The sequence below is a fragment of the Amycolatopsis antarctica genome, from assembly GCF_002262875.1.
Lineage (GTDB): Bacteria > Actinomycetota > Actinomycetes > Mycobacteriales > Pseudonocardiaceae > Amycolatopsis > Amycolatopsis antarctica.
On record NZ_NKYE01000001.1, the window covers coordinates 144,179 to 157,429 of the forward strand.

Annotated in this window: 9 protein-coding genes; 6 read left to right on the top strand and 3 right to left on the bottom strand. The window is 69.9% G+C overall.

Going from position 1 to position 13,251, the window contains the following annotated elements; genetic code table 11:
- Position 1: 1 nt before the first annotated feature.
- From nuoL to CFN78_RS30180, 6 genes are all read left to right on the top strand, one after another.
- Positions 2-1,912 (top strand): NADH-quinone oxidoreductase subunit L, encoded by a 1,911-nt coding sequence (nuoL, locus tag CFN78_RS00755; RefSeq protein WP_094860573.1) that lies wholly within the window; start codon positions 2-4, stop codon positions 1,910-1,912.
- Positions 1,909-3,633 carry a complex I subunit 4 family protein gene (locus CFN78_RS00760; RefSeq protein WP_094860574.1) on the top strand — a complete coding sequence of 575 codons (1,725 nt, stop codon included), beginning with the start codon at positions 1,909-1,911 and terminating at the stop codon, positions 3,631-3,633. Before nuoL ends, CFN78_RS00760 begins: the two co-directional genes overlap by 4 nt.
- Before the next feature lie 4 nt (positions 3,634-3,637).
- Complete coding sequence (gene nuoN / locus CFN78_RS00765; protein WP_094860575.1) at positions 3,638-5,212, top strand: NADH-quinone oxidoreductase subunit NuoN; 1,575 nt, start codon at positions 3,638-3,640, stop codon at positions 5,210-5,212.
- A gap of 132 nt (positions 5,213-5,344) precedes the next feature.
- Positions 5,345-5,674: a DUF6204 family protein gene (locus CFN78_RS00770; RefSeq protein WP_133116264.1), complete on the top strand. Its 330-nt coding sequence runs from the start codon at positions 5,345-5,347 to the stop codon at positions 5,672-5,674.
- A 238-nt stretch (positions 5,675-5,912) separates the two neighbouring features.
- Positions 5,913-6,932: a polyprenyl synthetase family protein gene (locus CFN78_RS00775; RefSeq protein WP_276307318.1), complete on the top strand. Its 1,020-nt coding sequence runs from the start codon at positions 5,913-5,915 to the stop codon at positions 6,930-6,932.
- A 76-nt stretch (positions 6,933-7,008) separates the two neighbouring features.
- Positions 7,009-8,742 (top strand): sunset domain-containing protein, encoded by a 1,734-nt coding sequence (locus CFN78_RS30180; protein ID WP_094860578.1) that lies wholly within the window; start codon positions 7,009-7,011, stop codon positions 8,740-8,742.
- Between the two features lie 58 nt (positions 8,743-8,800).
- Here CFN78_RS30180 and fdhA read toward each other — a convergent pair whose 3' ends face one another.
- The 3 genes from fdhA to CFN78_RS00795 all read right to left on the bottom strand — a co-directional run bounded on the left by fdhA (position 8,801) and on the right by CFN78_RS00795 (position 13,232).
- The gene (gene fdhA, locus CFN78_RS00785) at positions 8,801-10,015 is read right to left on the bottom strand and encodes a formaldehyde dehydrogenase, glutathione-independent (RefSeq protein WP_094860579.1); all 1,215 of its coding nucleotides are present in this window, start codon (positions 10,013-10,015) and stop codon (positions 8,801-8,803) included.
- A 215-nt stretch (positions 10,016-10,230) separates the two neighbouring features.
- Positions 10,231-11,295, bottom strand: a complete 1,065-nt coding sequence (locus tag CFN78_RS00790) for a 2-oxoacid:ferredoxin oxidoreductase subunit beta (protein ID WP_094860580.1) — start codon at positions 11,293-11,295, stop codon at positions 10,231-10,233.
- Entirely contained in the window at positions 11,292-13,232 is a 1,941-nt protein-coding gene (locus CFN78_RS00795; protein WP_094860581.1) for a 2-oxoacid:acceptor oxidoreductase subunit alpha, read from the bottom strand. Before CFN78_RS00795 ends, CFN78_RS00790 begins: the two co-directional genes overlap by 4 nt.
- Between the last annotated feature and the right edge of the window lie 19 nt (positions 13,233-13,251).

A 13,251-nucleotide genomic window follows, 5' to 3' on the forward strand; every position in this document is an offset into this window, starting at 1 on the left:
AGTGACCGCAACATCATGGCTGCTGGTGGCCTTCCCTGCCATCGGCGCGCTCGTTCTGCTGCTCGGCGGGAAGCGCACCAACGCGTGGGGGCACCTGCTCGGGTGCGCGACCGTGGTCGCGTCGTTCGTGTACGCCGTCGCACTGTTCTTCAGCACCACCGGTGCCGCACCGGACGCCCGCGTCACCGACACGACCCTGTGGTCGTGGATCCCGGTCGAGGCGCTGCAGGTGGACTTCGGCCTGCGCATCGACCCGCTGTCGGTGACCTTCGTCCTGCTGATCACCGGCGTCGGCGCGCTGATCCACTTCTACTCGATCGGCTACATGTCGCATGACGACGATCGGCGGAAGTTCTTCGCGTACCTGAACCTGTTCGTCGCCTCGATGCTGGTGCTGGTGCTCGGCGACAGCTTCGTGACGCTCTACCTCGGCTGGGAGGGTGTCGGTCTCGCCTCGTACCTGCTGATCGGCTTCTGGCAGGAACGCCCCGCCGCGGCGACCGCCGCGAAGAAGGCGTTCCTGATGAACCGGGTCGGCGACATCGGCCTTGCGCTGGCGATCTTCCTGATGTGGAAGTACATCGGCAGCACCGGTTACGCCGAGGTCTTCGCCGGTATCGGCGAGCTGTCGCCGGGGATCATCACCGCCATCGCGCTGCTGCTCCTGCTCGGTGCCTGCGGTAAGTCCGGCCAGTTCCCGCTGCAGGCGTGGCTGCCGGACGCGATGGAGGGTCCGACCCCGGTCTCCGCCCTGATCCACGCCGCGACGATGGTCACCGCGGGCGTCTACCTGGTCGCCCGCTCCAACCCGATCTTCAACCTGACGCCGACCGGCCAGCTCGTGGTCACCATCGTCGGCGCGCTGACGTTGCTGATCGGCTGCGTGATCGGTTGCGCGTACGACGACATCAAGAAGGTGCTCGCGTACTCCACCGTCAGCCAGATCGGCTACATGATGCTCGCGGTGGGCCTCGGCCCGTTCGGTTACGCGCTGGGCATCATGCACCTGCTGACCCACGGCTTCTTCAAGGCCGGGCTGTTCCTCGGTGCCGGGTCGGTCATGCACGGCATGAACGACGAGGTCGACATGCGCAAGTTCGGCGGGCTGTACAAGAAGATGCCGATCACCTTCGCCACCTTCGCCCTCGGCTACCTCTCGCTGATCGGCTTCCCGTTCTTCTCCGGCTTCTACTCGAAGGACGCGATCATCGAGGCTGCCTTCGGCCAGGAGGGCTGGCGCGGCTGGATCTTCGGCGGCGCGGCACTGCTCGGTGCCGGGATCACCGCCTTCTACATGACCCGCCTGGTGATCATGACCTTCTTCGGCAAGCAACGCTGGAAGGAGATCAAGAGCACCGACGGCCGCGACTTCCATCCGCACGAGTCGCCCGCGTCGATGACGGTGCCGATGATCGTGCTGGCCTTCGGATCGGTGTTCGCCGGGCTCATCTTCACCTCGGGTGACCTGCTGGTCGAATGGCTCGCGCCCTCGCTGGGTGAGCTTGCCGAGTCCGAGGGCGGCGTCCTGCCACACGCACTGATCCCGTTCCTCGCCGTCGGTCTCTCCGTCCTCGGCGCGCTGATCGCCTGGCTGATCTTCGGCAGGCGGGAGACCTCGGTCGAGCGTCCGGCGAACGTCTCGCTCCCGGTGCGCGCGGCGCGCAACGACCTGTACGGCAACGCGATCAACGAGACGCTGTTCGCGCGGCCGGGCATCTGGCTGACGCGCTTCTCCGTCTACCTCGACAACCGCGGCGTCGACGGGGCGGTCAACGGCCTGGCGGCGATGCTGGGCGGCGGATCCGGGCGACTGCGCCGGACCCAGACCGGCTTCGTCCGTTCGTACGCGATGTCGATGCTGGGCGGTTCGGTCCTGATCGTGGCGGCACTTCTGCTGGTGAGGTTCTCATGACCTGGTTGCTCTTAACGATCCTGCTGCCGCTGCTCGGTGCGGCGGCCGTGGCCGGGCTGCGCAAGAACGACAAGCTGGCCTCGGCGGTCGCGCTGGGCGTCTCGCTGGTCGTGCTCGCGCTCATCATCCCGCTGTGGGCCGGCTACGACCCCGGCGGCGAGCGCATCCAGCAGGCCAGCTCGATGGACTGGATCCCCACCTTCGGCATCCACATCTCCTTCGGCATCGACGGCATCGCGCTGGTGATGATCGCCGTCATCGCGCTGCTGGTGCCGATCGTGATCGGCCTGCTCGGAGTGACCGACAAGCTGCCGGAGGGCAAGAACGTCGGCGGGTTCCTGGCACTGATCCTGGTGCAGGAGGCGCTCACCATCGGCGTCTTCGCCGCCACCGACGTCTTCCTGTTCTACGTGCTGTTCGAGGTCATGCTGATCCCGATGTACTTCCTCATCGGCGGCTTCGGCGGCGCGAACCGGCAGTACGCGGCGGTCAAGTTCTTCCTGTACTCGTTCCTCGGTGGCCTGATCATGCTGGCCTCGGCGATCGGCGCGTACTCACTGTCGTCCGAGGAACTCGGCCAGGGCACCTTCGACTGGGAGACCCTGGTCCGGGTCGTCAGCGACGCCCCCACCGGCACGCAGATCTGGCTGTTCCTCGGCTTCTTCCTCGCGTTCGCGATCAAGGCGCCGCTGGTGCCGTTCCACACCTGGCTGCCGGACGCGGCGGGGCAGGCGCCGATCGGCGTCGCCGTCCTGCTCGTCGGCGTGCTCGACAAGGTCGGCACCTTCGGGTTCCTGCGCTACTGCCTGCCGATGTTCCCGGACGCCAGTTCCGCGCTGGCACCGATGGTGCTGGTGCTCGCGGTGGCCGGGGTGCTCTACGGCTCGATCCTGGCGGCCGGGCAGCAGGACATGAAGCGCTTCATCGCGTACGTGTCCATCGCCCACTTCGGCTTCATCGCGCTGGGCATCTTCGCGGCGGTGCCGGACTCCTCGGCCCCGGCCGCGGACCCCGCCTCCGCCGAGCAGGCGATGGTCGGCTCGGTGTCGTACATGCTCAACCACTCCCTGGCGACGGGCATGCTGATCGTCGTGGTCGGCATGGTCGTGGCGCGCGGCAGGTCCAGCCGGATCTCCGACTACGGCGGAATGGCCAAGATGACGCCGCTGCTCGGCGGCGTGCTGCTGGTCGCCGGACTGTCCACCCTGTCCCTGCCCGGCACCAACTCGTTCATCAGCGAGTTCCTGGTGCTGCTGGGTTCCTTCGACTCGCGGCCGGTCTTCACGATCATCGCGACCGTCGGCATGGTGCTGGCGGCGATGTACGTGCTGTGGCTCTACCAGCGGGTCATGCAGGGACCGCTGCGCGGCGACGCGCTGCTCGGCACCCTGCCGGAGGGCGCCCCCTCCGGTGGCGGCTCGGCTGCGTCCGGCGGTTCCGCGGCGTCCGCCCCGGGAGCGTCCGCCTCCGGCGAGGGGGGCGCGCATCCGGTCACCTCGGACGAGGGCGGCGGGGCCACCGCCGTGCTGGACGCCGACCGCGGCACGAAGGCCGGGATCACCGACCTCACCCGGCGGGAGATCGCGATCCTCGCCCCGATGGTCGTGCTGATCGTCGGCCTCGGCTTCTACCCGAAGCCGGTGCTGGACACGATCACCCCGTCCGTACAGGCGACGATCCAGTCGGTCGGTTCCGACGCGGGCGCGCAGGAAGGTAACTGAGGCGATGCTCGACGTTTTTCTTGCGCAGCAACCTGTTCAGCCCATCGAGGTGCCGGAGATCAACTACGGGGCGATCGCCCCGCTGCTGGTGATCCTCGGCGCGGCGTGCATCAGCGTGCTGCTGGAGGCGTTCCTGCCGAAACACCAGCGCTGGCCCAGCCAGGTCACGCTGTGCCTGGTCGCGCTGGCGGGCGCGGGCGTGGCGCTCGGCGCCTACGTCGGCGGCTCGCCCGAGCAGGGCCTCACCACGCTCTCCGGCACGGTCTCGGTGGACCGTCCGGCGCTGTTCCTCTGGGGCACGCTGCTCGCCCTCGGCCTCGGCGCCGTGCTGCTGATCGCCGACCGCTCGGTCGAGCCGGGCGGCGCGTTCGTGGCGCAGGCGGGTATCCGGCCCGGCACCGCGCAGGATCGCGCGCAGGCGGGCAGCACCGGGATGCAGACCGAGGTCTTCCCGCTGACGCTGTTCGCGCTCGGCGGCATGATGGCGTTCTGCGCGGCCAACGACCTGCTGACCATGTTCATCGCGCTCGAGGTGCTGAGCCTGCCGCTGTACCTGATGTGTGGCCTTGCGCGCCGTCGCCGTCTGCTCTCGCAGGAGTCGGCGGTCAAGTACTTCCTGCTCGGCGCGTTCTCCAGCGCCTTCTTCCTCTACGGCGTCGCGCTGCTCTACGGCTACGCGAACTCGGTCAAGCTGGCCGACATCGCCAACGCGGCCGGCGGCACCGACCGCTCCGACACCCTGCTGTTCGCCGGGCTCGGCCTGCTCGTCGTCGGCCTGCTGTTCAAGGGGTCCGTCGGCCCGTTCCACACCTGGACCCCGGACGTCTACCAGGGCGCTCCGACCCCGGTGACGGCGTTCATGGCGGCGGCGACGAAGGTCGCCGCGTTCGGCGGGATCCTGCGCGTACTCACCGTCGGCTTCGAGTCGACGAGCTGGGAATGGCGCGGGGTGCTGTGGGGCGTCGCGATCGTGTCCATGATCATCGGCGCGGTGCTGGGCCTGACCCAGACCGACGTGAAGCGGATGATCGCCTACTCGTCCATCGCGCACGCGGGCTTCCTGCTCATCGGTGCCATCGCGATGACCGAGGAAGGGCTCACCGGAACGCTGTTCTACCTGCTCGCCTACGGCTTCACCACGCTCGCCACCTTCGGCGTGGTCAGCCTGGTCCGGGACGCGAACGGCGAGGCGACACACCTGTCCGCATGGGCTGGGCTGGCGAAACGGTCGCCGCTGCTGGCGGCCGTGTTCACCTTCCTGCTGCTCGCGCTGGCGGGTATCCCACTGACCAGTGGCTTCGTCGGCAAGTTCGTGGTGTTCGAGGCCGCGCTCTCCGACGGCATGGCCCCGCTGGTCGTGATCGCACTGGTCGCCAGCGCGATCGCCGCGTTCTTCTACCTGCGCGTCATCGTGCTGATGTACTTCTCCGAGCCCGCGCCGGACGGCCCCACGGTGACGGTGCCGGGGGCGTTCACCACCGCCGCGATCACGCTCGGCGTGGTCGTCACGCTGGTCCTCGGCATCCTGCCCGCGTTCGCGCTGGACTGGGCGGGCTCGGGCGGTTTCGCGCTGCAGTAAGGGTTTCCGCCGCGAACGGCTCCCCTCGGCTCCGGCCGGCGGGAGCCGTTCGCGCGTTCGCGCCCGGCAGGCCGTCGCGCCCGGCGACAATCCGGTTGCACCGCGTACGCGGGCGTCCCTATGGTCGTCGCCATGGAAGAGACCTACCGGGTGCTGGTGCGCGGACGGTTCGGTGAACTGGACGACGCCGCCCGTGCCGAACTGCTGGCCGCCGCCGACGACCACGACGTCATCAGCGCCCGGTTCACCGCCGAGGGTTCGCTGACCTACGAGCGCTCGCTGGTCGGTTTCACCTTCCGCTACACGGTCGCCGCCTCCGGCGAGAACGCCGAACGCGACGCCCGTGACGAGGCGCTGCTGGGCGCGGAGGAGCGGCTGACGACGGCCGGGTACCCCTTCCGCGATCTGCGCGCCGACGCGACGAACATGTCCGCCGTCCAAGCCCGCCGCCGCGTCCGATGACGGGCACCGTCGATCACCGACGGTGCACGCCGGACGGCCGCCGAACGCCCCGGAGGACGCCGCACAGGGCCGCGTGTCGGGCATCACCGGCGCGCTTCGACCAGCGGCTGACGACGCCGCTGCGCTTGCCATTAGGCTTGAGGGGACCGTGACCCCGGTGCCGAGAGGCGGAGCCGACGTGCCGATGTCCGATGGCCAGCGGACGGCCAGCCCAGCCGCGCCCACCGCCGAGGTGGACGTGACCGAGCGCGACGAGACGATCGGCAACCTGCGGGCGACCGTCGGGCTGCAGATCGAGGACGAGACGCTGCTGCGCCTCCTCGCCGCCGGGCTCGCCGAGGTCGAGACGCTGCTGCGCGAGGTCGTGCACAGCGACGTCCGGGCGGTGCACGATGCCGCGCTGCACCTGGTCGAGGCGGGCGGCAAGCGGTTCCGTCCGCTGTTCACGCTGCTGGCCTCGCAGTTCGGCACCGACGAACGCGAAGGGGTGGTCACCGCGGCCGCGTCCGTCGAACTGGTGCACCTCGCGACGCTCTACCACGACGACGTGATGGACGAGGCGACGATGCGCCGCGGCGCGGAGAGCGTCAACGCTCGCTGGGACAACTCCATCGCGATCCTCACCGGCGACTTCCTCTTCGCGCACGCCTCCCGGCTGGTCGCCGACCTGGGCACCGACGCCGCCCGGATCATCGCGGAGACCTTCGGCGAGCTGGTCACCGGTCAGATGCGGGAAACCGTCGGCCCCGTCGACGGGGAGGACCCGGTCGATCACTACCTGACGGTCATCGCCCAGAAGACCGGTTCGCTGATCGCCACCGCCGGCCGGTTCGGCGGCATGATGTCCGGTGCCACCCCGGAGGCGATCGGTGCGCTGCGACGGTTCGGCGAGATCGTCGGCACGGCCTTCCAGATCTCCGACGACGTCATCGACATCGCCTCACCTTCGGTGGAACTCGGCAAATCGCAGGGCACCGATCTCCGTGAGGGTGTCCGGACGCTGCCGATGCTGTACGCGCTCGCCGACGAGGGCACCGACCCGCGGCTGCGGGAGCTGCTGGCGGGACCGATCACCGAGGACGCACTGGTCGAGGAGGCGCTCGGGCTGCTACGCGACTCGACCGGTCTGGTGCGCGCGAGGTCCACCCTTTCCGACTACGCTCGGCGCGCGAGAGTCGAGCTGGCGGCACTGCCGGCCTCACCGGCGCGGGACGCCTGTGAATCGGTGGCCGACTACCTGGTCGCGCGGACGTACTGACCGCACGTCGCCCAGGGGCCGGGAACGAACCGGTTCGACGGGGTCGGCCGGGTAGCAAGGAAGGACACTGGCGGGTATGTCCATCTTCGGGCAGGTTTGGCTGTGGAGCGCGCTGGCGTTCGTGGTAGGTGCGTTGCTCACCTGGCTGGTGCTCGTGCGCCCCGCACAGGCACGGGTCAAGGAGCTCGAACGCGAGCTGGACTCCGAGCGCAGGGATGCCGAGCGCCGCGACGCCGAGCGCCGTGAAGCCGAGCACCGAAATGCCGTGCGGTCGCCGGGACTCGGCACGGCGGGTGCGGTCGCCGGCGGCGCCGTGGCCGGGGGTGCGCTGACGGCCGGTGCGGTGACCGCGGGTGGCACCCGGTTCGACGAGCCGATCGGCACGGCAGGCCCCGAGGAGTCCGTGGCGCAGCCGGACCCGTGGGGGCAGGCGCCGGAGGGCGCGGGTTCGACCCAGTACATCTCGCGCACCGACTACCTGGATTCGGACTCCTCCGGTGGGATCGGGATGGGAATCCTCGATCCCGACCAAGCGCGGGAGGAGCCGTCCGGCGCGTACTCGACCCCGGACTCCTACGTGCCGGGTGCCTACGCCCCCGAGGACACCACCGGTTCGCCCGAGTCGTACGCACCAGGCGGGCAGGAGCGCTCCGTTCCCGAGGAGTCGGAGTCGGAGCGCACGCAGTACATCCGCCCGGCGGTGCCGCCCACGGACGCCCTGCCGACCTACGGTGACGCCGGGTCGCCTGCCGAGGTGGAGGATTCGCGCGAGCGCCTGCCGGAGCAGGACGCCGGGGTGCCGGCGGACGAGGAGTCGGGTTCCCAGGAGCCGTACGCCGCCGAACGAACCGAGTACCTCGACCCGGCGCGGTACGAGCAGCCCAGCTTCTTCGACGGCGAGCCGGACGTCGCTCCGGGCGGGTCGCCGCAGCACGCGCAGGCCGAGCCGGCCGATGCCGAGTACGAACCGCTGCCGATGGACCGCGGAGCGGGTCTTTTCCAGAGCGAGGACCTTCGCGAGCAGCCCGAGCCGCAGCAGTACGAACCCCAGCCGTACGAACCCCAGCCGTACGAACCCCAGCAGCCGGAACCGCAGCAGTACGAACCACAGCAGTACGAGCAGCATTTCGACCCGCGACAGCCGGAACCGCAGCCGTTCGAGCAGCCGGAACCGCAGCGGCAGTACGAGTCCGAGCAGTCCTCGCTCGAGGCCGAACCCGCGATGACCGAGGCGATCACGCCGCCGCCGCTGCCCCAGCGGCATGCCCGGCACGCCGAGGACGCGCCGCCCGGGATCCCCATCCGCCGGCCCGAGCCCGAACCGGAGCCCGAACCGGAGGAGACCTCGGGCGGGCTGGGCAGCGAGCCGGAGTCGACGCAGGTACTGCCGAAACGGCAGCCGCGCCAGTCGCAGATGGACCGCTTCCAGATGCCGAAGCCGTTCCATGGCCCGCCGTCGATGCAGCCGACCCAGCCCCGCACGCCACCGCCGCCGCCCGCCCAGCCGGAACGTACCCGCTCGCTGTTCGAGCCGGTCGTGCCCGCGGCCGGGGAGGACGAGGCGGACACCCCCGAACCGCCCCCGGCGCGTCAGCAGCCCGAGGGCACCCCGAACGGGCCGTTCGGGCCGGGATCGGCGATGCCGCGCCCCGGTGGCGGCAGCCCCTCGGAGGAGTTCGTGGTGAAGGCGAGCGTGACGGCGTTGCGCTACTGCACGCCCGCCTCGCCGCAGTACCCGCAGATGGTGGCCGAGGTGTGGTTCCGCTCGCCCGCCGACGCCGAGCGGGTGGGTTTCAGCGCACTGGGCTGAGCGGACGGGACGAACAGCGGCGGGGCGTGACCGGTGAACGGTCGCGCCCCGCCGTCGTTCAGCCGCCGATCGTGGCGTGCGGGTCGATGACGTACTTCTTCGCGGCGCCCTGGTCGAACTCGCGGTACCCGTCGGCGGCACCGTCCAGCGGGATCGTGGTGGCGTTCACGGCCTTCGCGATCTGCGCCTTTTCGTTGAGGATCAGGTTCATCAGCTTGCGGTTGTACTGCTTGACGGGGCACTGGCCGGTGGCGAAGGAGTGCGACTTCGCCCAGCCGAGCCCCAGCCGGACGCCGACCTGGCCGATCTTCGCGTGCTCGTCCACACCGCCGGGATCGCCGGTGACGTACAGCCCCGGGATGCCGAGCGACGCCCCCGCACGGGCCACGCTCATGATGTCGTTCAGCACCGTGGCTGGGGCCTCGTCGGCGCCCTGGCCGTGCCCGCGCGCCTCGAACCCGACCGCGTCAACGGCCGCGTCCACCTCCGGTTCGCCGAGTACCTCCGCCAGCTTGTCGGCGAGCTCGCCGCTCTGGGACAGGTCGACGGTCTCGCAACCGAAACTGCGGGCCTGCGCGAGCCGGTCGGGGAGCATGTCGCCGACGACCACCACGGACGCCCCGAGGAGCTGCGCGGCGTGTGCTGCGGCCAGGCCCACCGGACCCGCGCCCGCGACGTAGACCGTGGAGCCGGTGGTCACCCCCGCCGTGTACGCGCCGTGGTAGCCGGTGGGGAAGATGTCGGACAGCATCGTCAGATCCAGGATCTTCTCCAGCGCCTGGTCGCGGTCCGGGAACCGGAGCAGGTTGAAGTCCGCGTAGGGCACCATCACGTACTCGGCCTGCCCGCCGATCCAGCCACCCATGTCGACGTATCCGTACGCCGCGCCGGCGCGGGCCGGGTTGACGTTCAGGCAGATCCCGGTCTTGCCCTCGTCGCACATGCGGCAGCGGCCGCAGGCGATGTTGAACGGCACCGAGCAGATGTCGCCCTCTTTGGCGAAGAGCACGTCGTCCCCGAGTTCGACGACCTCGCCGGTGATCTCGTGCCCGAGCGTCTGCCCGACCGGAGCCGTGGTCCGGCCGCGCACCATGTGCTGGTCGCTGCCGCAGATGTTGGTGGCGACCAGTTTCAGGATGGCGGCGTGCGGCGCCGCCTTCTTGATGCCGAGGCCGGTCGCGACATCGTCCGGCAACTCCAGTTTCGGGTAGTCGATGGTCTCGACGCTGACCTCGCCGGGGCCCTGGTAGACGACAACACGGTTTCCAGACATGGGGTTCTCCTCCGAAGTGGCGCGAGTCGTGCCGACTCGCCCGCGTCCGGAGCCCGGGTCACGTGGTCGTACCGCCGACGCGTCGCGTGCGGCGGAGCAGGCGAAATCCCAGTCTAGGTCGTCGTAGCACCGGCCGCTTCGTCAAACGCGGGCCCGGACGGCGCCGCGCGGCCCCGGCGGGAACACGATTCCGCCGGGGCCGTGCACGTCGTGGGTCAGGCGACCGTCCAGGTGTCCTTGCCGCGCAACAGCGCCTTGAGATCGGCGGGTTTCGCCGCGGTCGCCTCGGCGACCTGTGCGCGGGCCTGGTCGTCGTAGGTGGGCCTGCTGACCTGCCGCAGGATGCCGGTCGGAGTGTGCGAAAGGCTCTGGTCGCCGAGGCGGGACAGCGCGAAGGCGTAGGCGGTGTCCTCGATCGACGGATCGTGCACGAGGATGTCGTCCTCGGCGAGGTCGCTGGTCTTCGCCACCTCGACGCCGCCCCACCTGCTCCGGGTGACGGCGAACTCGCCTTCCGGGCCGAACACGATCGGCGCGCCGGGGGTGAGCGGGATGATCCGCCGTGCGGCCTCGTCGGAGTCCTTCAACACGTCGAACGCGCCGTCGTTGAAGATCGGGCAGTTCTGGTAGATCTCCACCAGCGCCGAGCCGCGGTGCGCGGCGGCGGCGGTGAGCACCTCGGTGAGGCCCTTCTTGTCGCTGTCCATCGCCCGGCCGACGAACGAGGCCTCGGCACCGATCGCCAGCGACACCGGGTTGAACGGTGTGTCCACCGAGCCCATCGGGGTCGACTTGGTGACCATGCCCTGGTCCGAGGTCGGCGAGTACTGGCCCTTGGTCAGCCCGTAGATCCGGTTGTTGAACAGCAGGATCTTGATGTTGACGTTGCGGCGCAGCGCGTGGATCAGGTGGTTGCCGCCGATGGAGAGCGCGTCACCGTCACCGGTGACCACCCAGACCGACAGGTCCTCGCGGGCGGTGGCCAGTCCGGTGGCGATCGCCGGGGCGCGGCCGTGGATCGAGTGCATGCCGTAGGTGTTCATGTAGTACGGGAACCGGCTGGAGCAGCCGATCCCGGACACGAACACGATGTTCTCCCGCTTCAGCCCGAGCTGGGGCAGGAACGACTGCATGGTGTTGAGCACGATGTAGTCGCCGCAGCCGGGACACCAGCGCACTTCCTGGTCGGACTTGTAGTCCTTGGCCTTCTGCGGCTCGTCGGTGGTGGGGACGCCGTCGAGTCCGCCGAGCGTGGGCAGGCCCAGTTCGGTCGCGGTCATTTGTCGCCGCCCTTCTTACCGGAGATCGTGCCGGTGATGATGTCGCGGAACAGGTCTTGCAGCTCCTCGGCCTTGAACGCCATGCCCGCGACCTTGGTGTGGCTGTGCACGTCGACCAGATACTTCGCCCGCAGCAACAGGGCGAGCTGGCCGAGGTTCATCTCGGGCACCACCACGGTGTCGTACGCCGCGAGTACCTCGCCGAGGTTCGCCGGAAACGGGTTGAGGTGACGAAGGTGTGCCTGGGCGATCGGCATTCCCAGCTTGCGTACGCGGCGGCAGGCGGCGCCGATCGGGCCGTACGAACTGCCCCAGCCGAGCGCGAGCACCTTCGCCTCGCCGCTGGGATCGTCGACGACCAGGTCCGGTACGTCGATGCCGTCGATCTTCGCCTGCCGCAGCCGGGTCATCTTCTCGTGGTTCTCGGGGTCGTAGGAGATGTGGCCGGTGCGGTCGGCCTTCTCCAGTCCGCCGATCCGGTGCTGCAACCCGGGGGTGCCGGGTACCGCCCACGGACGGGCCAGCGTCTCGGGATCCCTTACATAGGGCCAGAATTCGCCGGATTCGTCGTCGGCGTTGGGTTCGGTGGCGAACTCCACCCGCAGGTCCGGCAGCGTCTCGACGTCCGGGATGAGCCACGGCTCCGAGCCGTTGGCGATCGCGCCGTCGGACAGCAGCATCACCGGCGTGCGGTAGGTCAGCGCGATCCGGGTGGCCTCCAGCGCGGCGTCGAAGCAGTCCGCGGGCGTGCACGGCGCGACGATCGGCACCGGTGATTCGCCGTTGCGGCCGAACATCGCCTGGAGCAGGTCGGCCTGCTCGGTCTTGGTGGGCAGGCCGGTGGACGGCCCGCCGCGCTGCACGTCGATCACCAGCAGCGGCAGCTCCGTCATCACCGCGAGCCCGATCGTCTCGGACTTCAGCGCCACACCGGGCCCGGACGTGGACGTGACGCCCAGCGCCCCGCCGTACGCGGCGCCCAGTGCCGCGCCGATACCGGCGATCTCGTCCTCTGCCTGGAACGTGGTGATGCCGAAGTTCTTGTGCTTGGACAGCTCGTGCAGCACGTCGGAGGCCGGGGTGATCGGATACGTGCCGAGCAGGATCGGCAGGCCGGACTGCTGCCCGGCGGCGACGATCCCGTAGGCCAGCGCGGCGTTGCCGGTGATCTGCCGGTAGGTGCCCTCGGCGAGCTTGGCCGGGGCCACCTCGAACGTCGTCGCGAACGACTCGGTGGTCTCGCCGTAGTACCAGCCCGCGCGGAAGGCCAGGATGTTCGCCTCGGCGATGTCGGGCTTCTTGGCGAACTTCTCCCGCAGGAAGCGTTCGGTGCCCTCGGTCGGCCGGTGGTACATCCAGGACAGCAGGCCGAGCGCGAACATGTTCTTGCACCGGTCGGCGTCCTTCTTGCCGAGGCCGGTGTCGGCGAGCGCGCCCTGGGTGAGCGCCGACATCGCCACCTCGTGCACCTGGAACGACTCCAGCTCGCCCGACTCCCTGGGGTCGGCCGCGTAACCGACCTTGGTCAGGTTGCGCTTGGAGAAGTCGTCGACGTTGAGAATGACGGTGCCGCCCTGCGGTACGTCGCCCAGATTGGCCTTCAGCGCCGCCGGGTTCATCGCGACCAGGACGTCCGGCCGGTCGCCGGGGGTGAGGATGTCGTAGTCGGCGAAGTGCACCTGGAAGGACGAGACGCCGGGGATGGTGCCCTGGGGGGCGCGGATCTCGGCCGGGAAGTTGGGCATCGTGGAGAGGTCGTTGCCGAAGGCGGCCGCCTCCGAGGTGAACCTGTCGCCCGTCAACTGCATGCCGTCACCGGAGTCGCCGGCGAACCGGATCACCACGCGGTCGAGCTTGCTGACCTCGGTGGGGCGAGCCGCCGACAAGGCACCGTTGCCGTTGGTGGCGTCCGTGGCGGACGTCGTGGCGTCACTCATGGGTCAGGGATTCCCTCTC

What these genes read in the sequence shown, in the direction of transcription:
- CFN78_RS00760 (WP_094860574.1), top strand. Translation starts at nt 1,909, where the DNA reads ATGACCTGGTTGCTCTTAACGATCCTGCTGCCGCTGCTCGGTGCGGCG.
- nuoN (WP_094860575.1), top strand. Translation starts at nt 3,638, where the DNA reads ATGCTCGACGTTTTTCTTGCGCAGCAACCTGTTCAGCCCATCGAGGTG.
- CFN78_RS00770 (WP_133116264.1), top strand. Translation starts at nt 5,345, where the DNA reads ATGGAAGAGACCTACCGGGTGCTGGTGCGCGGACGGTTCGGTGAACTG.
- CFN78_RS30180 (WP_094860578.1), top strand. Translation starts at nt 7,009, where the DNA reads ATGTCCATCTTCGGGCAGGTTTGGCTGTGGAGCGCGCTGGCGTTCGTG.
- fdhA (WP_094860579.1), bottom strand. Translation starts at nt 10,015, where the DNA reads ATGTCTGGAAACCGTGTTGTCGTCTACCAGGGCCCCGGCGAGGTCAGC.
- CFN78_RS00790 (WP_094860580.1), bottom strand. Translation starts at nt 11,295, where the DNA reads ATGACCGCGACCGAACTGGGCCTGCCCACGCTCGGCGGACTCGACGGC.
- CFN78_RS00795 (WP_094860581.1), bottom strand. Translation starts at nt 13,232, where the DNA reads ATGAGTGACGCCACGACGTCCGCCACGGACGCCACCAACGGCAACGGT.